17 protein-coding genes and 2 pseudogenes are annotated in these 22,579 nt (G+C 74.0%); 6 read left to right on the forward strand and 13 right to left on the reverse strand.

Going from position 1 to position 22,579, the window contains the following annotated elements:
• Window positions 1–34 precede the first annotated feature (34 nt).
• From pyk to ACZ60X_RS01245, 8 genes and pseudogenes are all read right to left on the reverse strand, one after another.
• A complete protein-coding gene (pyk, locus tag ACZ60X_RS01210) occupies window positions 35–1,474 on the reverse strand; it encodes a pyruvate kinase (RefSeq protein ID WP_469592029.1) in 1,440 nt (479 codons plus the stop codon).
• Window positions 1,475–1,596: 122 nt separating this feature from the next.
• A complete protein-coding gene (locus tag ACZ60X_RS01215; RefSeq protein WP_469592031.1) occupies window positions 1,597–2,721 on the reverse strand; it encodes a GDSL-type esterase/lipase family protein in 1,125 nt (374 codons plus the stop codon).
• Between the two features lie 58 nt (window positions 2,722–2,779).
• On the reverse strand, window positions 2,780–4,204 hold the full coding sequence (locus ACZ60X_RS01220; protein ID WP_469592033.1) for a lysine N(6)-hydroxylase/L-ornithine N(5)-oxygenase family protein: 1,425 nt from the start codon (window positions 4,202–4,204) through the stop codon (window positions 2,780–2,782).
• Between the two features lie 413 nt (window positions 4,205–4,617).
• A pseudogene (locus ACZ60X_RS01225) lies at window positions 4,618–5,991 on the reverse strand (pyridoxal phosphate-dependent decarboxylase family protein); the annotation flags it as partial.
• A 163-nt stretch (window positions 5,992–6,154) separates the two neighbouring features.
• Entirely contained in the window at window positions 6,155–6,985 is an 831-nt protein-coding gene (locus ACZ60X_RS01230; protein WP_469592036.1) for an NAD(P)H-binding protein, read from the reverse strand.
• Window positions 6,986–7,100: 115 nt separating this feature from the next.
• Window positions 7,101–9,647 (reverse strand): aminopeptidase N, encoded by a 2,547-nt coding sequence (gene pepN, locus ACZ60X_RS01235; protein WP_469592038.1) that lies wholly within the window; start codon window positions 9,645–9,647, stop codon window positions 7,101–7,103.
• 312 nt (window positions 9,648–9,959) lie between these two features.
• Window positions 9,960–10,307, reverse strand: a complete 348-nt coding sequence (locus tag ACZ60X_RS01240; RefSeq protein ID WP_469592975.1) for a chorismate mutase — start codon at window positions 10,305–10,307, stop codon at window positions 9,960–9,962.
• A 45-nt stretch (window positions 10,308–10,352) separates the two neighbouring features.
• Window positions 10,353–11,231, reverse strand: a pseudogene (locus tag ACZ60X_RS01245) (helix-turn-helix domain-containing protein); the annotation flags it as partial.
• 114 nt (window positions 11,232–11,345) lie between these two features.
• Between ACZ60X_RS01245 and ACZ60X_RS01250 the strand changes: the two are divergent.
• Window positions 11,346–13,103 (forward strand): glycoside hydrolase family 35 protein, encoded by a 1,758-nt coding sequence (locus ACZ60X_RS01250; RefSeq protein WP_469592041.1) that lies wholly within the window; start codon window positions 11,346–11,348, stop codon window positions 13,101–13,103.
• Between the two features lie 56 nt (window positions 13,104–13,159).
• Complete coding sequence (locus tag ACZ60X_RS01255; RefSeq protein WP_469592043.1) at window positions 13,160–14,041, forward strand: hypothetical protein; 882 nt, start codon at window positions 13,160–13,162, stop codon at window positions 14,039–14,041.
• A gap of 459 nt (window positions 14,042–14,500) precedes the next feature.
• On the opposite strand, the gene ACZ60X_RS01260 is transcribed toward ACZ60X_RS01255, so the two are convergent.
• Both ACZ60X_RS01260 and ACZ60X_RS01265 read right to left on the reverse strand, forming a co-directional pair.
• The gene (locus ACZ60X_RS01260) at window positions 14,501–15,424 is read right to left on the reverse strand and encodes an SDR family oxidoreductase (protein WP_469592045.1); all 924 of its coding nucleotides are present in this window, start codon (window positions 15,422–15,424) and stop codon (window positions 14,501–14,503) included.
• A gap of 1 nt (window position 15,425) precedes the next feature.
• Window positions 15,426–16,196, reverse strand: a complete 771-nt coding sequence (locus ACZ60X_RS01265; protein WP_469592046.1) for an SDR family oxidoreductase — start codon at window positions 16,194–16,196, stop codon at window positions 15,426–15,428.
• An 86-nt stretch (window positions 16,197–16,282) separates the two neighbouring features.
• Here ACZ60X_RS01265 and ACZ60X_RS01270 point away from each other — a divergent pair, with 86 nt between their 5' ends.
• From ACZ60X_RS01270 to ACZ60X_RS01285, 4 genes are read left to right on the forward strand one after another with little or no spacing between them, the layout of a single operon-like run.
• Complete coding sequence (locus tag ACZ60X_RS01270; protein WP_469592048.1) at window positions 16,283–17,080, forward strand: enoyl-CoA hydratase family protein; 798 nt, start codon at window positions 16,283–16,285, stop codon at window positions 17,078–17,080.
• Window positions 17,080–17,931: a CoA transferase subunit A gene (locus ACZ60X_RS01275; protein WP_469592050.1), complete on the forward strand. Its 852-nt coding sequence runs from the start codon at window positions 17,080–17,082 to the stop codon at window positions 17,929–17,931. The genes ACZ60X_RS01270 and ACZ60X_RS01275 overlap by 1 nt, the downstream gene beginning before the upstream one ends.
• Complete coding sequence (locus tag ACZ60X_RS01280; RefSeq protein WP_469592052.1) at window positions 17,928–18,707, forward strand: CoA-transferase subunit beta; 780 nt, start codon at window positions 17,928–17,930, stop codon at window positions 18,705–18,707. The genes ACZ60X_RS01275 and ACZ60X_RS01280 overlap by 4 nt, the downstream gene beginning before the upstream one ends.
• A gap of 4 nt (window positions 18,708–18,711) precedes the next feature.
• Entirely contained in the window at window positions 18,712–19,767 is a 1,056-nt protein-coding gene (locus tag ACZ60X_RS01285) for an NAD(P)H-dependent flavin oxidoreductase (protein ID WP_469592055.1), read from the forward strand.
• A 137-nt stretch (window positions 19,768–19,904) separates the two neighbouring features.
• On the opposite strand, the gene ACZ60X_RS01290 is transcribed toward ACZ60X_RS01285, so the two are convergent.
• From ACZ60X_RS01290 to ACZ60X_RS01300, 3 genes are read right to left on the reverse strand one after another with little or no spacing between them, the layout of a single operon-like run.
• Complete coding sequence (locus tag ACZ60X_RS01290) at window positions 19,905–21,062, reverse strand: acetyl-CoA C-acetyltransferase (protein ID WP_469592056.1); 1,158 nt, start codon at window positions 21,060–21,062, stop codon at window positions 19,905–19,907.
• Window positions 21,063–21,107: 45 nt separating this feature from the next.
• The gene (locus tag ACZ60X_RS01295; RefSeq protein ID WP_469592058.1) at window positions 21,108–21,719 is read right to left on the reverse strand and encodes a TetR/AcrR family transcriptional regulator; all 612 of its coding nucleotides are present in this window, start codon (window positions 21,717–21,719) and stop codon (window positions 21,108–21,110) included.
• A gap of 30 nt (window positions 21,720–21,749) precedes the next feature.
• On the reverse strand, window positions 21,750–22,535 hold the full coding sequence (locus ACZ60X_RS01300; protein ID WP_469592059.1) for an SDR family oxidoreductase: 786 nt from the start codon (window positions 22,533–22,535) through the stop codon (window positions 21,750–21,752).
• Window positions 22,536–22,579: the final 44 nt, after the last annotated feature.

The following is a 22,579-nucleotide window of genomic DNA, read 5'->3' on the forward strand; positions in this document are numbered from 1 at the left end:
CGGGTGAGGGGCCCTTTTTCGTGCGCCCGGTCCGTCACGTCGTCGGGCTGTCGTCCTCACCGATGTGGTGGACCCGGACCATGTTGGTCGAGCCCGAGACGCCGGGGGGCGAGCCGGCCGTGATCACCACGACGTCGCCCTTCGCGCAGCGGCCGTACCTCAGCAGCAGCTCGTCCACCTGGGCGACCATGGCGTCGGTGGAGTCCACGTGCGGGCCGAGGAAGGTCTCCGCGCCCCAGGTGAGGCTGAGCTGGGAGCGGGTGGCCGGCTCCGGGGTGAAGGCGAGCAGCGGGATCGGCGAGCGGTAGCGGGAGAGGCGGCGGGCGGTGTCCCCGGACTGGGTGAACGCCACCAGGAACTTCGCGCCGAGGAAGTCGCCCATCTCCGCCGCCGCGCGGGCGACCGCGCCGCCCTGGGTGCGTGGCTTGCTGCTCTCGGTCAGCGGCGGCAGACCCGCCGCGAGCATGCCCTCCTCGGCCGCCTCGACGATCTTCGCCATGGTGCGCACGGTCTCGACCGGGTAGCTGCCGACGCTGGTCTCGCCGGAGAGCATCACCGCGTCCGTGCCGTCGAGGACGGCGTTGGCCACGTCGGACGCCTCGGCGCGGGTCGGACGGGAGTTGTCGATCATCGAGTCGAGCATCTGGGTGGCGACGATGACCGGCTTGGCGTTGCGCCGGGCGAGCTTGACCGCGCGCTTCTGCACGATCGGCACCTGCTCCAGCGGCATCTCCACGCCCAGGTCGCCGCGCGCGACCATGATGCCGTCGAAGGCGGCGACGATCTCGTCCAGGTTCTCGACGGCCTGCGGCTTCTCGACCTTGGCGATCACCGGGAGCCGGCGGCCCTCCTCGGCCATGATGCGGTGCACGTCCTCGGCGTCCTCGCCGCTGCGCACGAAGGACAGGGCGATGACGTCGAAGCCGGTGCGCAGCGCCCAGCGCAGGTCGTCCTCGTCCTTCTCGGACAGGGCGGGCACGGAGACGGCGACGCCGGGGAGGTTCAGGCCCTTGTGGTCGGAGACCATGCCGCCCTCGACCACGCGGGTGCGCACGCGCGGGCCGTCGACGGCGGTCACCTCCAAACAGACCTTGCCGTCGTCCACGAGGACGCGCTCGCCGGGGGCGACGTCGGCCGCGAGACCGGCGTAGGTGGTGCCGCAGCGGTGACGGTCACCCTCGACGCCCTCCTCGACGGTGATGGTGAACTCGTCGCCGCGTTCAAGGAGTACGGGTCCTTCGCCGAAGTGGCCGAGCCGGATCTTCGGGCCCTGAAGGTCGGCGAGCAGGCCGACGCTGCGGCCGGTCTCGTCGGCCGCCTTGCGCACACGCTGATAGCGCTCCTCGTGCTCGGCGTGCGTCCCGTGGCTGAGGTTGAAGCGGGCGACGTCCATTCCGGCGTCGACCAGTGCCTTGATCTGGTCGTACGAGTCGGTGGCGGGCCCCAAGGTACAGACGATCTTTGCTCGGCGCATACCGTCGAGCCTAGGCCTTACCCACCGGTAGAGAATCGGGCTCACATGACCACTCAACAACCTTTGGGTGAAAGGTCATTGACAAGTGTTGAATTGTGCGACCACTCGCTCCGATGAGCGAATCACATCTCCAGCAGGGTCAGGTCCACGGCGTCGGCGATCGCCTTCGCGCCGGCGTCGTTGACGTGCAGGCCGTCGCCGCCGTCGAACTCGGGGCGGATCCGGTCCGGTGCGGCCGGGTCCGCGACGGCGGCGGCGACGTCCACGAGGCCGTCGAAGGGGTGCGCGCCGCTCAGCAGCCAAGCGTTGACCTCAGCCCGTACGTCCTGCCCGGCCTCGCTGTCGTAGCCGTCGTAGACCGTGCCCCGGTACGGACCGATGGTGGAGCCGATGACGGTCAGTCCGGCCGCGTGCAGCCGGTCGGCGAGGGCGGTGAGCCCCGCGACGAACTCCTCGGCCGCGGGCGGCTGACCGGGCTCGGGGAAGGCGATGTGGCCGGGCAGGCCGAGGTCGTTGAGGCCGATGTGGATCAGGACGTGACTGACGCCCGGCACCGCGAGGACGTCCCGGTCCACGCGGGCGAGGAGGTGCTCGCCGATCTCGTCGGTGAGCAGGCGGTTGCCGGACAGGCCCTGGTTGACGATCCAGCCGCGGGGCAGGCGGCGGCTCAGCTGGGCCGGGAAGCTGTTGTCGAGGCCGGGCGTGGTGGCCGCGCCCTCGATCCAGGAGTCCCCGAAGGCGACCGCGATCCGGGTGCCCTCGGGGGCGCGGACGTCGGCGCCGATCCCGAAGTGGCCGGTGGGCAGCTCCTCGGCGTCCCGCAGGACCTCCGCGCCGAGCTGGTCGCCGGGGGCCGCGTGGCCGATGTCGTACGGCACCGCCGAGTAGGTGGTCAGCCCGGTGCCGACGGGCAGATAGAGGCCGACCGCGAGGACCTGGCCCGCGAGGACGGGCTGTTCGACGGGGTCGGAGACGACGTCCCCGCCCGCCGGGACGGTGACGGACTTGGCGCCGTCGAAGGTGAGCGGGCTGTCGATCCCGTCGCCGCGGACGTGCGCGCCGCCGATCTCCAGGGGCTCCTTGCCGTACCGGTTGCTGAGGGTGATCCGTACCGCCTCACCTCCTCCCGCCAGCCGCAGGGTCTGTCGAACGGTCTGGTCGGCGAAGGCCCGGCTCTGGAAGAGGGCGAAGCCCTCGTGGGGGTCGATGACGGCGGTGCGGTGGGCGGCGATCCATGTCGTGGTCATGGTCATCGCCAACACGGCCGTCGACGGTCTTCTTCCGCCTCCCTCCGGCTTTGCCCGTTTATTGCCTTCCCTCGACGAGCGGGGTCGGCTGCCGGACCTGACCGCCCTGACGGGCCTGCGGCACCCTCGGCCGGACCTCCTGGAGTCCGAAGGTGGTGAAGGCGGTTCGGGCGGGCAGCGGGTAAGGATCCTTCCCGGTGAGCGAGTTGAGGATGGTGGCGCTGCGCCAGGCGGCGAGGCCGAGGTCGGGCGCGCCGACGCCGTGGGTGTGCAGCTCGGCGTTCTGGACGTAGAGGGAGCCGGTGACCGAGGGGTCGAGGACGATCCGGAACTCCTCGTCGATGCGCGGGCGTTCACTGCTGTCGCGGCGCACATAGGGGTCGAGCCCGGCGAGGATGCGGCCGAGCGGGCGTTCCCGGTAGCCGGTGGCGAGGACGACGGCGTCGGTGGTGAGCCGGGAGCGGCTGCCCTGCTGGAGGTGCTCCAGATGCAGTTCGACCTGGGTGGTCGCGATCCGGCCGGCCGTGCGGACCCGGACGCCGGGGGTGAGCACGGCGTCGGGCCAGCCGCCGTGCACGGTACGCCGGTACAGCTCGTCGTGGATGGCGGCGAGGGTGCTCGCGTCGATGCCCTTGTGCAGCTGCCACTGGGCGGCGACCAGCCGGTCCCGGACGGGCTCGGCGAGGGCGTGGAAGTAGCGCGTGTAGTCGGGGGTGAAGTGCTCCAGGCCGAGCTTGGAGTACTCCATGGGCGCGAAGGCCTCGCTGCGCCCGATCCAGTGCAGCCTCTCGCGGCCGGCCGGGCGGTGGCGCAGCAGGTCGAGGAAGACCTCGGCGCCGGACTGCCCGGAGCCGACGACCGTGACGTGCCCGGCGGCCAGCACCTCGGCACGGTGGTCGAGGTAGTCGGCGGCGTGGATGACCGGTACGCCGGGGGCGTCCACCAGCGGCTTGAGCGGGTCGGGCACATGGGGCGCGGTGCCGACGCCGAGGACGATGTTGCGGGTGTAGGTGCGGCCCGGGGACTCGGTCTCGCCCTCGGCGTCGAGCTGGGTGAAGTCCACCTCGAACACGTCCAGTTCGGGGTTCCAGCGGACCGAGTCGACCTGGTGGCCGAAGCACAGGCCCGGCAGGTTCCGCGCGACCCAGCGGCAGTAGGCGTCGTACTCGGCGCGCTGGATGTGGAAGCGCTCGGCGAAGTAGAACGGGAACAGCCGCTCGCGGGAGCGGAGGTAGTTCAGGAAGCTCCAGGCGCTGGTCGGGTCGGCGAGGGTCACCAGGTCGGCGAGGAACGGCACCTGGATGGTGGCGCCCTCGATGAGCAGTCCGGGGTGCCAGTCGAAGCCGGGGCGCTGTTCGTAGAAGACGGCGTCGAGTTCGGCGAGCGGGTGGGCGAGCGCGGCCAGGGAGAGGTTGCAGGGGCCGATGCCGATGCCGACGAGGTCGCGGGGGGAGGCGGGCTCGTGGCGTGGGGGGTTGGTCATGCGGGGGTGCCTTCTTCTGCGGGGGTCGTCACAGGTGCTGCGGGGTGCGCCGCGGGAGCCGTGGCCTGCGTCGCGGGAGCTGGGGGCCGCGTCACGGGCGGCGCGGGGTGCGTCGCCGGGGGCGCGGGATGCGGCGTAGGGGGCGCGGGGTGCGTTGCCGGAGGCGCGGGATGCGGCGTAGGGGCCGCGGATCGCGTTGCCCGAGCCGCGGATCGCGTTGCCCGAGCCGCGGATCGCGTTGCCCGAGCCGCGGGGTGCGTCGCCGGGGCCGCAGGGTGCGTCGCCGGAGGCGCGGCATGCGTCGCCGGAGGCGCGGGAGGCGGCGTAGGAGCCGCGGATCGCGTTGCCGGGGCCGTGGATCGCGGCGTAGGGGCCGCGGGGCTCGTCGGAGGGGTCCGGGCGGGTTCGCCCGGGTGTGCCGCGGTGAGTTCGAGCAGCCGGGCCAGGTCGTCCGGCCCGGTGCGAGGGTTGAGGAGGGTGGCTTTGAGCCAGAGCCGGCCGTCGAGCCGGGCCCGCCCGAGGACCGCCCGGCCCTCGTGCAGCAGCCGGCGCCGTACGGCGGCCACGGCGTCGTCGCTCGCCCGCGCGGGCCGGAACAGCACCGTGCTGATCACGGGCCGGTCGTACAGCTCGAAGCCGGGGTGCGCGTCGACCAGGGCGGCGAACTCGCGGGCGCGGGCGCACACCTGGTCGACCAGGGCACCGAGCCCGGTGCGGCCCAGGGTCCTCAGCGTGACGGCGATCTTGAGGACGTCGGGGCGGCGCGTGGTGCGCAGGGAGCGGCCGAGCAGGTCGGGGATTCCGGCGTCGGTGTCGTCGTCCGCGTTCAGGTAGTCGGCGCGCTGGTGGAGTACGGCGAGTTCGGCGGGGCGCGCGAGGACGAGCAGGCCGGCGGCGACCGGCTGCCAGCCGAGTTTGTGCAGGTCGACGGTGACCGTGTGGGCGGCGTCGAGTCCGGCGAGCCGGTCCCGGTACCGGTCGCTGAACAGCAGGCCCGCGCCGTAGGCGGCGTCGATGTGCAGCCGGGCGCCATGGGCGGCGCACAGGCCGGCGATCTCGGGCAGCGGGTCGATGAGGCCGGCGTCGGTGGTGCCGGCGGTGGCGGCGACCAGCAGCGGGCCGGGGAGCGTGGTGAGGGCCTGGTCCAGGGCGGCCGGGTCGAGGACACCGCTCGGTGCCGGGACGACGACCGGGTCGGGCAGGCCGAGCAGCCAGGCGGCGCGCGGCAGCGAGTGGTGGGCGTTGGCCCCGCAGACCAGCCGGAGGCCGGCGCCGTGCGCCTCGCGGGCGAGCAGCAGGGCGAGGTGGTTGGCCTCGGTGCCGCCGGTGGTGACCAGGGCGTCGGCGAGCCCGGCCGCTCGGGCGAGGGCGCGGGTGACCGCGGCTTCCAGGGCGGAGGCGGCCGGGGCCTGGTCCCAGGAGTCCAGGGACGGGTTGAGGACGCTCGCCGCGAGGTCGGCCGCGGTGGCCACGGCGAGCGGCGGGCAGTGCAGATGGGCCGCGCACAGCGGCTCGGCGGGGTCGGCGGCGCCCTCGGCGAGGACATGGACGAGGGTGCGCAGGGCGTCCGGGTCGCCGTGCTCCGGCAGCGGGTCCCCGAGCGCCTCGGCGACCCGCGCGGCCACCGCCCGCGGCCCTCCTGCGGGCAGCGGCCCGCCCCGCGCCCGGCCCCCGGCCGCGAGCGCGTCGAGCACGGTGCCGAGCAGGGGGCGCAGGGCGTCCGGTCCGTGGGTTCCGCCGGTGACCGAGGCGAGGGCCGCGGCGGGCAGAGAGTCGTCACCACGCATCCGTCGACCTCCGCTCCTGGCCGGCGCTCCTGGGCCGGCCTTCGGCTTCCAGCTTGTACGGGAAGTGGCCCGTCTGTCCCGAAAGAACGTCGATCAGAACCCGAAAGTGGGTACTGCCGTGCGGGGAAAGCGCGTTGGGGTCATGCCTGTCCGTGCGACGGGTCTACGGCCGGCCGCCGAAGTCCTGAACGTGGTCGCGGGCCCACTGGCTGAAGGGGCGGGCCGGGGCGCCGGTGAGCTTCTCCACCGTGTCGTTGATCTCCGGCGTCGCGCCGACGGCGTCCGCGAAGGTTTCGAGGAGCCGTTGCAGCATCTGCGGCGGCACGTACGGGAACAGCTCCGGGCCCGCCTCGCGCGGGTCCACCTCCGTGAACGTCAGTTCCCGGCCGAGGGCCGCGCCGATCGCCGCGACCTGCTCGGCGTTGGTGGCCGCCGCCGGCCCGGTGAGCCGGTGCACGGCGCCCTCGTGTCCGCCGTCGAGCAGGGCCCGTTCGGCGACGGCCGCGATGTCGTCCTCGTGGATGGGCGCGGAGCGGGCACCCGCGTAGACCCCGCGTACGGTGTTCCGGGCGCGGATCTGCGGCGCCCACTGCAGGGCGTTGGTGGCGAAGGCGCCCGGCCGCAGGAAGGTCCAGGTGAGCCCGCTGTCGCGGATGTGCCGCTCGACGGTGGCGTGCATGACGTGGATGGGGTGGGTCTCGTCGGCGCCCTGCGCGATGATGGCGCTGGAGAGCAGGACGACGTGCCGTACCCCGTGGGCGCGGGCGGCCCGGAGCAGCTCGGGCGTGCCGGCCTGCGCGTAGAGGTAGAGGGCGCTCGCCCCGTCGAACAGGGCCGCCGGGTCGTCCGGGTCGAACCGCACGACCTCGGCACCCTCGGGGAGGCCGGCCCCTCGCGGATCACGGGTCAGGGCCCGCACGGGCTGCCCGGCGTCGAGGAGACGGTCGACAAGGGCACGGCCGACGTTGCCGGTCGCTCCGGTCACTACGATCACGGTGCTGCCTCCGAAGGGTCGGTGGAACGCTCGTGACCGACCCTAGGAAGGCGGACGCCCCACCGCATCGTCGGCAGGGCGCAGCCGCGTCCTACGTCTTCGGCCCTACTCCCCCCTACACCTCCCCCGCCTCGCCCGCGTCCTGAGGCTCCTCGTGCGCCTCCCGGGAGTCCCGCTCCTCCTGCCCGCCGCGCACCCGCAGCGCGCGGGAGAGGTCGTCGAGCCGGTCGGCGAGGCCGCGGCGCAGCGCCGGGGTGATGTCGGCGTCGCGCAGACAGGCCTCGCCGAGTGCCAGGTTCTCGGCGTCGACGGCGTGGGCCGGGAAGGCCCAGCGGCCGGCGGCCTGGGCGATGGCGGGGCCGCGGCGGGCACTGACGGCGACCGCGTCCGCGTAGAAGCGCGGCACGTACTCGCGGACGACATCGGCCTGTTCGGGCTGCCAGAAACCCTGCGCGGTGGCCGTGAAGAGGTAGTTGGACAGGTCGTCGCCAGCGAACATCGCCTCCCAGGCCGCGCGCTTGGCCTGCGGATCGGGCAGGGCGGCGCGGCAGCGGGCGGCGCCCTCCTGGCCGGTGGCGCTCGGGTCGCGCTCCAGCTCGGCGGCGATGGCGGCCTCGTCGGTGGCGCCGAGGACGGCCAGGCGGGCGAGTATGCGCCAGCGCAGCTCGGGGTCCAGCTCCGGCCCGCCGGGCACCGTGCCGTCGGCGAGCCAGGCGGCGATGGTCTCGGGGTGGGCGGCGGTGCCGATCAGATGCCGTACGGCGATCAGCCGCAGGCCGGGGTGGTCGCCGTCCTCGGTGCGCCGCAGCAGGTCGCGGCAGAGGGAGGTGAGGGTGGACAGGGCCGCCGGGCGCTCGTCGGCGCTCAGGTACTGGTCGGCGATCTGGCCGGAGGCGAAGGCGAGGACGCCTTGGGCGAGGGCCAGGTCGGTCTCGCGCGGGAGGTGGGCGCGGGCCGTCTCCAGGTAGGCGGCGGGCGGCAGTTCACCGTCGCGCACGGCGTCCCTGAGGGCGTTCCAGACGACCGCGCGGGTGAGCGGGTCCGGCAGGCCGGACAGTCCGTCGCGTACGGCCGCGAAGGACTCGGCGTCGAAGCGGACCTTGGCGTAGGTGAGGTCGCCGTCGTTGAGCAGGAGCAGCGCGGGGCGCTTGCCGATGGGCTGCGGTTCGGTCTGCGGGACGTCGAGGTCGAGGCGCTTGCGCAGCACCAGGCCGCCCTCGTCGGCGAGGTCGTGGTCGTAGAGGCCGACGGCCAGGCGGTGGGGGCGGCTGCCCGCACGGTCGACGGTCAGGGTGCAGGTGCCGTCGGCGGAGGTGATCCGGGGCGTGAGCGTGTCGACACCGGTGGTGCGCAGCCAGTCGTCGGCCCACGCGGGCACGTCGCGGTCGGTGGCGGAGGCGAGGGAGTCGATGAAGTCGGCGAGGGTGGCGTTGCCGAACTTGTGCCGGGCGAAGTGGGTGTTGATGCCGGCGAGGAAGTCCTTCTCGCCGAGCCAGGCGGCCAGCTGGCGCAGCGCGGAGGCGCCCTTGGCGTAGGAGATGCCGTCGAAGTTGAGCAGCGCGGCGGCCGTGTCGTCGACGTTCCCGGGGGCGACCGGGTGGGTGGTGGGCCGCTGGTCGGCGTCGTAGCCCCAGCACTTGCGGGTGACGCCGAACTCGGTCCAGGGGTCGGTGAAGCGGGTGGCCTCGGCGGTGGTCTGGTAGCCCATGTACTCGGCGAAGGACTCGTTCAGCCAGATGTCGTCCCACCACTTGAGTGTGACGAGGTCGCCGAACCACATGTGGGCCATCTCGTGCGCGATGACCATGGCGCGGGTCTGCCGCTCGGTGTCGGTGACGGCCGAGCGGTAGACGAACTCGTCGCGAAAGGTGACCAGGCCGGGGTTCTCCATCGCACCCGCGTTGAACTCGGGGACGAACGCCTGGTCGTAGGAGTCGAAGGGGTACGGCTCCTCGAACTTCTCGTGGTAGCGGTCGAAGCACGCGCGCGTGACGTCGAGGATCTCCTCGGCGTCGGCCTCCAGGTGGGGTGCGAGGGAGCGGCGGCAGTGCAGGCCGAAGGGAAGTCCGCGGTGCTCGGTGCGCACCGAGTACCAGGGGCCGGCGGCGACGGCGACCAGGTACGTCGAGATCGGCGGGGTGGGCGCGGCCCGCCAGTGGCCGTCGGCGCCCTGCTCGGTGACGCCGTTGGCGAGGACGGTCCAGCCCTCGGGCGCCTTGACGGAGACCTCGAAGACGGCCTTCAGGTCGGGCTGGTCGAAGGCGGCGAAGACGCGCTGGACGTCGTCCATGAACATCTGCGTGTAGACGTACGTCTCGCCGTCGCTGGGATCGGTGAAGCGGTGCATGCCCTCGCCGGTGCGGGAGTAGGGCATGGCCGTGTCGACGCGCAGCTCGTGCTTGCCGGCGGTGAGGTTCTTCAGCGGGAGCCGGTCGTCCACGAGCGACTCGGGGTCGAGGGGCTGTCCGTCGAGCGTGACCGTGCGCAGCTCGGCGGGCTTCAGCTCGACGAACGTGTCCCCCGCCGACCGCGCGGTGAAGCGGATGGCGGTGCGGGAGTCGAAGGTCTCGGTCCCGGTGGTCAGGTCCAGTTCGACCGTGTAGCGGTGGACGTCGAGGAGCTGTGCACGGAGCTGCGCTTCGTCGCGCGTGAGTACGGACATGCACGCCATGCTGCCTGATGCCACTGACAGCGCACAGGGGGTGGACTGGTTCACGGCATATGTCCGGCTCATCGAGCGGGTCCGCTCCGGGCACCGGACCGCCCCGCGCCCGGCCCTCGCCGTGCCCGTCGGTCCGGGTCGGGGCCGCCCTGCCGCCCCCGCTCCCCTGGTGCGCTGGTCCGCTGTCCGGCCGCCCTGCCGGACGCCGGGGCCGCGGTCCCGGGACGCCGTCGGCACGGGCCGCGGCGCGGCGCGTCTCCGCGATGCCCCCATGCCCGTACGCCGGCGTCCGAGGCCCGGGCGCGTCCTCGGTCAGCCGTCCGCGGGCTGCGCGTTGGCGGTGTCCTCGGCGATGCGCTCGTGGTGCCGGATGACCTCGGCGATGATGAAGTTCAGGAACTTCTCGGCGAAGGCCGGGTCGAGCTTGGCGTTCTCGGCGAGGCGGCGCAGCCGCTCGATCTGGCGGGCCTCGCGGGCCGGGTCGGCGGGCGGCAGTTGGTGCACGGCCTTGAGCCGGCCCACCTGCTGGGTGGCCTTGAACCGCTCGGCGAGCAGGTGGACGACGGCCGCGTCGATGTTGTCGATGCTGTCGCGCAGCCGCTCCAGCTCCTCGCGGACCTCGGGCTGCACGTCACCGGTGCCGGTGTTGCTGGTGGTCATGGCCGTCCACCCTATGCGGTCGTCGGCCCGCGTCCACGGGGTGTCCGGAGAGTGGATCAGCGGGGGGTCGGCGGGGTCCGGGACGCGGTCGCTCCAGCCGCCGGGGACGGTGCGGGCCTGCTGGGCGCGGAAGCGGACCGGGGCGAGGCCCACGCGGCGCGTGAAGAGCCGGGAGAAGTAGGCGGCGTCGTCGTAGCCGACGCGGCGGGCGACGGCCGCGACCGGCAGTTCGGTGGCGGCGAGGAGTTCCTTGGCGCGGGTGAGGCGGATGCCGAGCAGGTAGTCCTTGGGGCTGCACCCGGCGGCCCGGCGCACGGCGTTGCGCAGCTCGGCGGGGTTCATGCCGTGCACGCGCGCGTGGTCGGCGACGCTCATCGGCGTGCAGGCGTCCCGGGCGAGGGCCTGGAGCACCTGGTCGCCGCCCGGGGCGAGGTCCGCGCGGGCCCGGCGCAGGGCGACGAGCAGCTCGTGCACGGCGGCGCCGGTCTCCACCTCCAGCAGGGGGTTGCCGCGGCGGGCGGCGCGGACGATGCGGGCGACCACCGCGCGGGGTCCGGCGGCGTCGGAGAGCGGGACGACGGGCCGCTCGGGCTCGATGTAGCCGAGGTCGGTGTAGGTCGCGGCGGCGGGCCCCGCGAAGTCGACGAAGCCCTCGTCCCAGCCGGCTCCCGGATCGGGCCCGTAGTGGTGGGGCACGCCGGGCGTGAGCCAGAGCAGCGCGGGCGCGGTGACGGTCGTACGGCGGCCGTCGGCGCTCCGGTACCAGCCGCCGCCCGAGCTGATCACGACGGCCACGTGGTGGTCGAGGGTGCGCGGGCCGACCGTGGGCAGCGCGCCGTGCTGGAGGCCGACGCCGAGGCAGACCAGGCCGAGGCGGTGGTGGGCGGGGCCGGGGCTGAAGAACCGCATCCAGGTCCGGTACATCGGCGCTCCTCCCGGCGTCGGCCACCGCGGACTTCCGTCCGGGCCGCGTTTTGTCCAAGCACCGCTGATCTTCGTCCATGGCGTCATGCCCCGCCAGGGGCAAGGCTGGGCGGCATGAGCGAGTTCTCGGTGGGGGAAAGCGACTTCCTGCTGGACGGGCGTCCGGTACGGCTGCTGTCCGGGGCGCTGCACTACTTCCGGGTGCACGAGGCGCAGTGGCGGCACCGGCTGGCGATGCTGCGGGCGATGGGCCTGAACTGCGTGGAGACGTACGTCCCGTGGAATCTGCACCAGCCGCGCCCCGGCGCCTTCCGGGACGTACCGGCGCTCGGCCGCTTCCTCGACGCGGCCCGGGAGGAGGGCCTGTGGGCGATCGTGCGGCCGGGCCCCTACATCTGCGCCGAGTGGGAGAACGGCGGCCTGCCGGCGTGGCTGACGCACGAAGTGGGCCCACGCGCGCGTACCCGCGACGAACGCTGGATGGTGCATGTGCGCGCCTGGTTCCGCCGGCTGCTGCCGGAGATCGTGCCCCGGCAGGCGGACCGCGGCGGGCCGGTGCTCATGGTGCAGGTCGAGAACGAGTACGGCAGCTACGGCAGCGACACCGGCTACCTGAGCGAGCTGGCGGCGCTGCTGCGCGCCGAGGGGATCACCGTCCCGCTGTTCACCTCGGACGGGCCGGAGGACCACATGCTGACGGGCGGCTCACTGCCCGGGGTGCTCGCCACGGTGAACTTCGGCTCGCACGCGCGCGTGGCCTTCGACACGCTGCGCCGCCACCGCCCCGTGGGCCCGCTGATGTGCATGGAGTTCTGGTGCGGCTGGTTCGACCACTGGTCCGGCGAGCACGTCGTTCGCGACCCCGACGAGGCCGCCGGGGCGCTGCGGGAGATCCTCGACGCGGGGGCGTCGGTGAACCTGTACATGGCGCACGGCGGCACGAGCTTCGGGGGCTGGGCGGGCGCCAACCGGGGCGGCGGCGAGCTGCACGAGGGCGCGCTGGAGCCGGACGTGACGTCGTACGACTACGACGCGCCCCTCGACGAACAGGGCCTCCCCACCGAGAAGTTCTGGCGCTTCCGCGAGGTCCTCCGCGCGTACCGCTCCGGTCCGCTGCCCGAACTCCCGCCGCGGCCGACGGCGTTGCGCGATCCGGCCGAGGCCGCGCTCTCCGGGTGGGCACCCCTGGACGCCGTCCTGCGGACACTGGGCGGTGAGGAGCGCGTGGCGCCCGTGCCGCCGTCCTTCGCGGAGCTGGGGGTCACCCGGGGCCTGGTGCGCTACGAGGTGGAGGTGCCGGGGCCGCGCCGGCCGTACCCGCTGAGCGTGCGCGGACTGCGGGACCTGGCGGTGGTCCACGTCGACGGCGTGCGGGCCGGGGTGCTCACCGAGGAGGAGCCGCGGCTGAAGGAGCCCGTCGCGGGCCCCGCGCGCGTGGAGCTGTGGGTGGAGTCCCTGGGCCGGGTGAACTACGGACCGCGGCTCGGCGAGGAGAAGGGCCTGACCGGCGGGATCCTGCACGAGCGGCAGTTTCTGCACGGGGTACGCGCGCGTGGGCTTGACCTGGCCGCCTTCGACGCCGGCGTGGACGCGGTGCCGTTCGGGCCGCTGCCGCCGGAGGGCGCGCCGGGGCTGTACCGGGGCGCCCTCACCGTGCGCGGGGCCGGGGACGCCCGGCTGGAGCTGCCCGGCTGGACGCGTGGCTTCGTCTGGATCAACGGATTCGGGCTGGGGCGCTACTGGTCGGTGGGCCCCCAGCGGTCGCTGTACGCCCCGGGGCCGGTGCTGCGGGAGGGCGAGAACGAGCTGTGGGTGCTGGAGCTGCAGGAGACCGGCCCGGACCGGCGGGCGCCCCGTCTCAACCCCGTGTGACCGGCGGCCCCCGCGCCTACAGTGGAGAGGAGTTCCGGTGTCGAGGGGATGCGGACGTGGCGAACGGCGGACCCGTCGAGCACGGCTACCCGCACCTGGAGATGGTGCGGACCGCGGTCAACGCGCTGTACAGGCGGCTGTCCTGCGACACCGTCCAGACGTTCTCGGCCAGTGTGGCCCCCGCCGACGTCGCCTTCTGCGACACCGACGACCTGCACCTGGGGGCGCAGCGCGTGGCCCGCGAGATCGTGCGGCACTTCCGGCTGCCGGACGCGCGGCTGATCGTCGGCTTCCGGGAGATGACCCACGCGGCGAACGTCGAACTGGCGGCGGGCCCCGAGTACTTCGTCGAACTGAACGATCGTTTCCGCACCCATCGCCGGGACATCGGCGCGGCGCTCGCGCACGAGGTGGCGCACGTCTATCTGCACCGTCTGGGGCTTGAGTTCCCGACCACGGCGGACAACGAGATCCTCACGGACACGGTGACGACGTACCTGGGCGCGGGCTGGCTGCTGCTGGACGCCTACCGGGAGGACGCGGTCTCCTCGCAGAAGCTCGGCTATCTCACTCCCGAGGAGTTCGGCTACGTCCTGGCCAAGCGGGCGCTGCTCTTCCAGGAGGACCCGTCGGTGTGGTTCACCAGCCCGCAGGCCTACACCGCCTACGTCAAGGGCATGGCCCAGGCCCGCCGCGACGAGCAGCAGCCCCCGCTGACCGGCGCGGGCTGGGCGGGCCGGCGCCGCTACGCCCACGACCGTCGGCACGCGCCCTCCGTCGCGCCGGGCGCCCCGTACGCCTTCACCCCGGACCCCACCGGCCACCTCCGCGTCACCTTCCCCTGCCCCACCTGCCACCAGCGGATCCGGGTACCGGTGAAAGGCCGCGTCCGCGCGCGGTGCGGGGTGTGCCGGACGGTGCTGGAGTGCGACACGTAGTTCCTCCGCACCCGTCCGCCGCCCACCCGCCACCATGCTCGGGCCGCGCACGAGGGGCCGGCCGTCCCCGGGGGCACCTGTCACCGGAGCCGTCATCTGGGCCCGGGTTCTGGGCGCCCGGCGCGCGAGGGCGCTCGCCCCGGACTCCGTCTCGGAAGACCGCCCCGAAGTCCGTCTTCCGGCGCGGCAGGCAGCTCGGGGGTCCGAGGGGCCGGCCGCGCCCCGTGCAGCGCCACGTACGCCCGCGCCCCGCAGTCCGTCCCCGGCGTCTGCTCCGTCTCGCCACCCACCCGGTCGGCTGGGAGGCGGCGAAAGGGGCGGCGCCCTGTGGTCACCGCCCGCTCGGCGGGCCGCGAGGTCTGCGGGGCGGCCGGGCCGGCCGGGCGTGCGTGCGTGCGGCAGAGGATCTCCGCCCTCGCTCTCCAGCCGTCAGGGTCGCAGGTGTGCGAAGGCCGTCGCCTACGCGCCGTACACCGCGCCCGGCTCCTGGGCCGCCGCCAGGAGCGAGCGGGCCGCCTCTCCCGCCTCGGCCGGGGTCCAGCGGGCGCCCTTGTCGGCGGTGGGGCCGGCCCGCCAGCCCTCCATGACCGTGATCCGGCCGCCCTCCGCCTCGAACACCCGGCCGGTGACCCCCGCGCTCGCGGCCGAGCCGAGCCAGACCACGAGCGGGGAGACGTTCTCGGGCGCCATGGCGTCGAATCCGGTCTCCGGTGCCGCCATCGTCTCGGCGAAGGCGTGTTCCGTCATGCGGGTGCGGGCAGCGGGGGCGACGGCGTTGACCTGGACGCCGTAGCGGGCCAGCTCGGCCGCCGCGACCAGGGTCAGGGCGACGATCCCGGCCTTCGCGGCGCTGTAGTTGCCCTGGCCGACCGAGCCCAGCAGTCCGGCACCGCTGCTGGTGTGGACGACCCGCGCCGCCGGGACGCGCCCGGCCTTGGCCTCGGCCCGCCAGTACGCGGCGGCGTGCCTCAGCGGCAGGAAGTGGCCCTTGAGGTGGACGCGGATCACGGCGTCCCAGTCGTCCTCGTCGAGGTTGACCAGCATCCGGTCGCGCAGGAACCCGGCGTTGCTGACGAGCGTGTCGAGCCGGCCGTACGTCTCGACGGCCGTCCTGATCAGGGACGCGGCGCCCTCGGCCGTGGCGATGTCGCCGCCGTGCGCCACCGCCTCGCCGCCCGCCGCGCGGATCTCGGCCACGACGGCGTCCGCGGGGGTGTGTGCGCCGGGCGTCCTGCCGGCGCCCGGCGTGCCGTTCAGGCCCACGCCCAGGTCGTTGACGACGACCCGTGCGCCCTCGGCCGCGAAGGCGAGGGCATGGGCGCGGCCGAGCCCCCGGCCGGCGCCGCTCACGGCGACGACCCGGCCGTCGCACAGTGCGTTCATCTCACTTCTCCCGGTCGGCGGTTGTGGCGTCGAGGAAGGCGGGCCGCTCCCCACCGCCGTGCACGTGCAGGCTCGCTCCGCTGACGTAGGCGGCCGCGTCGGAGGCGAGGAAGACGGCGGCGGCGCCGACGTCCGCGGGGACGGCGAGCCGGCCGAGCGGGACGGTGCGCGAGACGGCGGCGATGCCGTCCGGGCCGCCGTAGTGCACATGCGACAGCTCGGTGCGGACCATGCCGACCACGAGCGTGTTGACCCGGACCTCGGGCGCCCACTCCACGGCCATGGAGGCGGCCAGGCTGGCCAGGCCCGCCTTGGCGGCGGCGTAGGCGGCCGAGCCGGGCGAGGGCCGGGTGCCGCTGACGCTGCCGACCATGACGACCGAGCCCCGGCTGCGCCGCAGCTGCTCGTACGCGGCGAGGGACGCCGTCAGCGGGGTGATCAGATTCAGCTCGACCACCCTGGCGTGCCGCTCGGCGTCGGCGTGGGCGAGGAGCCGGTACGGGGTGCCCCCGGCGTTGTTCACGAGCACGTCGAGCCGGGACAGCCCCGCGAAGAAGGCCCGTACGGCGGGCGGGTCGCGCAGGTCGAGCGGGGCGAACTCCACGCCTTCCAGGGGCCGTTCGGGAGGCCGGCGGGCGCAGGCCAGGACGCGTGCCCCGGCCTCGGCGAACGCCCGCGCTATCCCGGCGCCGACGCCCCGGGTGCCGCCGGTGACGACGACGGTGGTGCCGCCCGCCGAGGTGCCCCCAGCGTGCGCCGCCGAGTTATCCACAGGCCCTCCCGCTTGTCGGCGGCGGCTGCTAGCTTCGAGACCGTCGCACCTAACAAATGTTTGGTGGAAAGGTAGCTGATGCCGCCATGGGTGTCTCCCGTTCGTCCCCGGAAAAGGGGATTTCCGTGGTCACCGTCGACTTCCCGCCGGTGAACGCGCTGCCGGTGCGCGGCTGGTCCGAGCTGGCCGAGGCGGTGCGCGCGTCGGGCCGCCACACGGACGTCCGGTGCGTCGTCCTGGCCGCCGAGGGGCGGGGGTTCAACGCGGGCGTGGACATCAAGGAGATACAGGTGGCCGGCCGGCAGGCCCTGATCGGCGCCAACCACGGCTGCGCCGAGGCCTTCGCGGCGGTGTACGAGTGCGAGGTCCCGGTGGTCGCGGCGGTGCAGGGTTTCTGTCTGGGCGGCGGGATCGGCCTGGTGGGCAACGCGGACGCGATCGTGGCGAGCGAGGACGCCGTCTTCGGACTGCCCGAGCTGGACCGGGGCGCGCTGGGTGCCGCGACCCATCTGGCCCGGCTGGTCCCGCAGCATCTGATGCGCGCGCTCTACTACACGGGGCGCACGGCGAGCGCCGCCGAGCTGCAGGGGCACGGCTCGGTGTGGCGGGTGGTGCCGCGCCCGGAGCTGCGGACGGCGGCGCTGGCACTGGCGCGCGTGATCGCCGCGAAGGACGGGCGGCTGCTGCGCATGGCGAAGGCCGCGATCAACGGCATCGACCCGGTGGACGTCCGCCGCAGCTACCGCTTCGAACAGGGGTTCACCTTCGAGGCCAACCTCAGCGGACTGGCCGACCGCGTGCGCGACGCCTTCGGGACGAGCGGGGCGCCGGGGAAGGACGAGACGTCAGGAAAGCGCGACACGTCAGGGAAGGAGGGCGCGTAGTGGGTGACAAGACGATGACCGCCGAGGAGGTGGTCTCCCGCCTGGCGAGCGGCATGACGCTCGGCATCGGCGGCTGGGGGTCCAGGCGCAAGCCGATGACGCTGGTCAGAGCCCTGCTGCGGACGGACATCACGGACCTGACGGTCGTGTCGTACGGCGGTCCGGACGTCGGGATGCTCGCCGCGGCCGGCCGGATCCGCAGACTGGTCACCGCCTTCGTCACCCTCGACTCCATCCCGCTCGAACCGCACTACCGGGCGGCGCGTGAGCGGGCCCGGTTCGAGCTGACGGAGGTCGACGAGGGCATGTTCCTGTCGGGCCTGCGCGCGGCGGCGCACCGGCTGCCCTTCCTGCCGGTGCGGGCGGGTCCCGGCTCCGACGTCCCGCGGATCAACCCGGCCCTGAGGACGGTCACTTCGCCGTACGAGGACGGGGAGACGCTCGTGGCCATGCCGGCGCTGCGGATGGACGCGGCCCTGGTGCACGTGGGACGCGCCGACCGGTTGGGCAACGGGCGGTGTCTGGGCCCGGATCCGTACTTCGACGACCTGTTCTGCGCGGCGGCGGATGCGGCCTACGTCTCCTGCGAACGGATCGTGGACACGGCCGAGCTGACCAAGGCGGCGCCGCCCCAGTCCCTGCTGCTCAAGCGCCTCGTGGTGACCGGCGTGGTGGAGGCGCCGGACGGCGCGCACTTCACGTCCTGCGCACCGGACTACGGCAGGGACGAGGAGTTCCAGCGCCTCTACGCCGTCACGCCGTGGCCGGAGTTCGCCGAGCGGTTCCTCGGCCGGGACGAGGAGGCGTACCGGGCGGCGGTGCGGGAATGGCGGAAGGAGCAGACGGGATGAGCGCACCGGAGACGACGGTCACGCGGGCCCCGCTCCCGCCGCCCACCCGCGCCGAGTACTGCGTGATCGCCTGCGCCGAGGCCTGGCGCGGGGCGGGCGAGATCCTGGCGAGCCCGATGGGCCTGATCCCTTCGCTGGGAGCGCGCCTGGCCAGGCTCACCTTCGCGCCGGACCTGCTGCTGACCGACGGCGAGGCGCTGCTGGTCGGCCCGGACGGCACGCCCGAGGGCTGGTTGCCGTACCGCCAGCACCTGGACCTGGTGGCGGGCGGGCGGCGGCACGTGATGATGGGCGCGAGCCAGATCGACCGGTACGGCAACCAGAACATCTCCTGCATCGGCGACTGGGCCCACCCGCGCCGGCAGCTGCTCGGGATGCGCGGTGCGCCGCTCAACACGCTGAACAACCCGACGAGTTACTGGATCCCGAGACACTCCAGCCGGGTGTTCGTGAAGCGGGTGGACGTGGTCTGCGGGGTGGGATACGACCGGGCGGCCGGGCTGGGCCGCGCGGCCCGCTTCCACCGTCTCGGCCGGGTGGTCTCCGATCTCGGCGTCTTCGACTTCGCCACCCCGGACCGGTCGATGCGGCTGGCGTCGCTGCATCCGGGGGTGAGTGCGGAGCGGGTGCGCGAGGCGACCGGATTCGCGCTCGCCGTGCCGGAGGAGGTGCCCCGCACCCGGGAGCCCGAGGCGGCGGAACTGCGGCTGATCCGCGAGGTGCTGGACCCGGACGGGGCACGCGCGCGCGAGGTGCCCGAGGCGGCGAGGGGGTGAGGAGGTGAGGGAGACCGCGCTGACCCGGCTGGTCGGCATACGGCACCCGATCGTGCAGACGGGCATGGGCTGGGTGGCCGGCCCCCGGCTGGTCTCTGCGGCGGCGGAGGCGGGCGCGCTCGGCATCCTGGCCTCGGCGACGATGACACCGGACCGGCTGCGCGAGGCGATACGGGAGGTGCGGTCGCGCACCGACGCGCCGTTCGGGGTGAACCTGCGGGCGGACGCGGGCGACGCGGCCGACCGGGTGCGGATCATGCTGGAGGAGGGAGTGCGGGTGGCCTCCTTCGCGCTCGCGCCCTCGCCCGAGCTGATCGGCCGGCTGAAGGAGGCGGGCGTGGTCGTCATCCCGTCCGTGGGAGCGCGCCGGCATGCCGAGAAGGTCGCCGCGTGGGGTGCGGACGCGGTCATCGTGCAGGGCGGCGAGGGCGGCGGGCACACCGGCGAGGTGGCGACGAGCGTGCTGCTGCCGCAGGTGGTGGACGCGGTGGACATACCGGTGGTCGCGGCGGGCGGCTTCTTCGACGGGCGGGGCCTGGTGGCGGCGCTGGCCTACGGGGCGGCGGGGGTGGCGATGGGCACGCGCTTCCTGCTCACCTCGGACTCGACGGTGCCGGACGCGGTGAAGGCCCGGTATCTGGCCGCGACGGTCCGGGACGTCACGGTCACCCGGGCGGTGGACGGCCTGCCGCACCGGATGCTGCGCACGGATCTGGTCGACGCGCTGGAGCGGTCGGGCCGGCTCCGGTCCCTGGCCCATGCCCTGCGCAAGGCGGCCGGTTTCCGGCGGCTGTCGGGGCTCGGCTGGACGGACCTGGTCCGGGACGGCCTGGCCATGAGACACGGAAAGGAGCTGAGCTGGAGTCAGGTGGTGCTGGCGGCGAACACGCCGATGCTGCTGCGCTCCGCGATGGTGGACGGCCGTACGGATCTCGGGGTGATGGCGTCCGGGCAGGTCGCCGGGGTGATCGACGACCTGCCGTCGTGCGCGGAGCTGGTGGAGCGGATCGTGACGCAGGCGCAGGAGGTGCTGGCCCGGCTGGAGGGAGTGCGGGGCTGACCTGCCCGTGCGGGCTCAGGGGCACCGGCGGTGGCCGCGTTCACGTGGCCCGCAGGCCCCGGCCGCTCGACGACGGTCGGCCGGCCCGCCCGCCGGTCACAGCCGCATCGCCGACGATCGGCCGGCCCGGCCACCGGTCACAACCGCTCGATGATCGTCACGTTGGCCTGGCCGCCGCCCTCGCACATGGTCTGGAGGCCGTAGCGGCCGGCGGTTCGCTCCAGTTCGTGGAGGAGGGTCGTCATCAGGCGGACGCCGGTCGCGCCGAGGGGGTGGCCGAGGGCGATCGCGCCGCCGTTGACGTTGACCTTGGCGGGGTCGGCGCCGGTCTCCTTCAGCCAGGCGAGGACGACCGGTGCGAAGGCCTCGTTGATCTCCACGAGGTCGATGGCGTCCAGCCTCAGGCCGGTCTTCTTCAGGGCGTGGGCGGTGGCCGGGATCGGGGCGGAGAGCATCCGGATCGGATCCTCGCCGCGCACGGAGAGGTGGTGGACGCGGGCGCGGGGGCGCAGGCCGTGATCGCGGACGGCGCGCTCGGAGGCGAGCAGCAGGGCCGCGGCGCCGTCGGAGACCTGGGAGGAACAAGCCGCGGTGATGGTGCCGCCGTCGAGGACGGGCCTCAGCGCGGCCATCTTCTCCAGCGAGGTGTCCCGACGGGGGCCCTCGTCCACGGTGACCTCACCGTAGGGGACGGTCTCGCGGTCGAAGCGGCCGGTGTCGAGGGCGTGGAGGGCGCGCCGGTGCGAGCCCAGGGCGAACTCCTCCTGTTCCGCGCGGCTGATGCCCCACTGGGCGGCGATCATCTCGGCGCCGGCGAACTGGTTGACGGACTGATCGCCGTAGCGGGCGCGCCAGCCGGTGCTGCCGAGGAAGGGGCCGTCGGTCAGGCCGAGGGGCTCGGCGGCCTGGCGGGAGGCGAAGGCGATGGGGATCTGGGACATGTTCTGCACACCGCCGGCGATCACCAGGTCCTGGGTGCCGGAGAGCACGGCCTGCGCGGCGAAGTGCACGGCCTGCTGGGAGGACCCGCACTGCCGGTCGACGGTCACGCCCGGTACCTCCTCGGGCAGCCCGGCGGCCAGCCAGCAGGTGCGGGCGATGTCCCCGGCCTGCGGCCCCACCGTGTCCAGGCAGCCGAAGACCACGTCCTCCACGCCGGCCGGGTCGACCCCGGCCCGCTTCACCAGGGCGGTGAGCACGTGCGCGCCCAGGTCGGCCGGATGGACCGCGCTGAGCCCTCCCCCGCGCCGCCCGACGGGCGTGCGGACCGCTTCGACGATGTAGGCCTCGGCCATGGTGACTCCCTCACAGGAAAAGGGCGTGATGCGATGCCGGCGGTGTCACTCGCGTACGGCGATCCCGTCCAGCACCATCGACAGGTACTGGCGGGCGATCTCGTCGGGGCTGTGCTGTCCGCCGGGCCGGTACCAGGAGGCGGCGACCCAGACGGTGTCGCGGACGAACCGGTAGGTCAGGCGGACGTCGAGGTCGGCGCGGAAGACGTGCTCGGCCACGCCCCGCTCCAGGGTGGACAGCCAGGCCTTCTCGAACCGGCGCTGGGACTCGGCGAGGAACGCGAACCGGTCCTGGGCGACGAGCTGCCGGCTCTCCTTCTGGTAGATGGCGACGGCCGCGCGGTGCCGGTCGATCTCCCGGAAGGACTCGGTGACCAGCGCCTCCAGCGTCTCGCGGGGCCCGAGCCCGGAGGCGAGGACGGTGTCGTAGCCGTCCCACAGCTCGTCGAGGAAGGTCCGCAGGATCTCCTCGAGCATCGACTCCTTGGAGTCGAAGTGGTAGTACAGGCTGCCCGCGAGCATCCCGGCGTGGTCGGCGATCTTGCGGACGGTGGTGGCGTTGTAGCCGTGCTCGGCGAAGACCTCGGCGGCGGTGGTCAGGAGTTCGCCGCGCCGGGCCGCTGCCGGGGTCACCTGGGGCTTCTTGTTGGTCGGCACGGACCCATTCTGGTACCGGGCCCGGCCGGCCTAGGCATGCTGGCTGCTGACGGAGACGACCTCGCCGGTCAGGTACGAGGAGTAGCCGGACGCCAGGAAGACGATCACGTTGGCGACTTCCCAGGGCTCGGCCCCGCGCCCGAAGGCCTCCCGCCCGGTCAGCTCCCGAAGCAGCTCGGCGGAGGTGGCCTTCGCCAGGTGGGGGTGCATGGCGAGGCTGGGGGCGACGGCGTTGACCCGGACGCCGAAGGCGGCGGCCTCGATCGCCGCGCACCGGGTCAGCGCCATCACGCCCGCCTTGGCGGCGGCGTAGTGCGCCTGCCCGGCCTGGGCGCGCCAGCCGACGACGGAGGCGTTGTTGACGATCACCCCTCCGCCGGTCTCCCGCAGGGCCCGCAGGGCGGCGCGCGTGCAGCGGAAGGTGCCGTTCAAGGTGATGTCCAGGACGCGGGACCACTGCTCGTCGGTCATGTCGACGAGGTCCGAAGTGCCGCCGAGGCCCGCGTTGTTGACGACGATGTCGAGCTTTCCGTGCTCGGCGACGGCCGTCTCGAACAGGGCCCGTACCTGTGTCTCGTCGGTGACGTCGCACGGCAGCGCCGCCACCCGGCCCGGGAAGACGCGGCCCAGGGCGGCCTCGTGCTCCTCCAGCCGGCGGGTGTGGGCGTCGCTGATCAGCACGCGCGCGCCCTCCTCCAGGAAGCGGCGCGCGGTCGCTCCGCCGATGCCGGCGCCGGCCGCCGCGGTGATGACGGCGGTGCGCCCCCTGAGCAGTCCGTGCCCGACGACGTAGGCCGGGCTCTCGACGCCTGTCATAGGGCCACGCTAACCTACCAAACACTTGTTAGGGAAGGATCGAG

The organism is Streptomyces sp. NPDC104106, assembly GCF_055584345.1.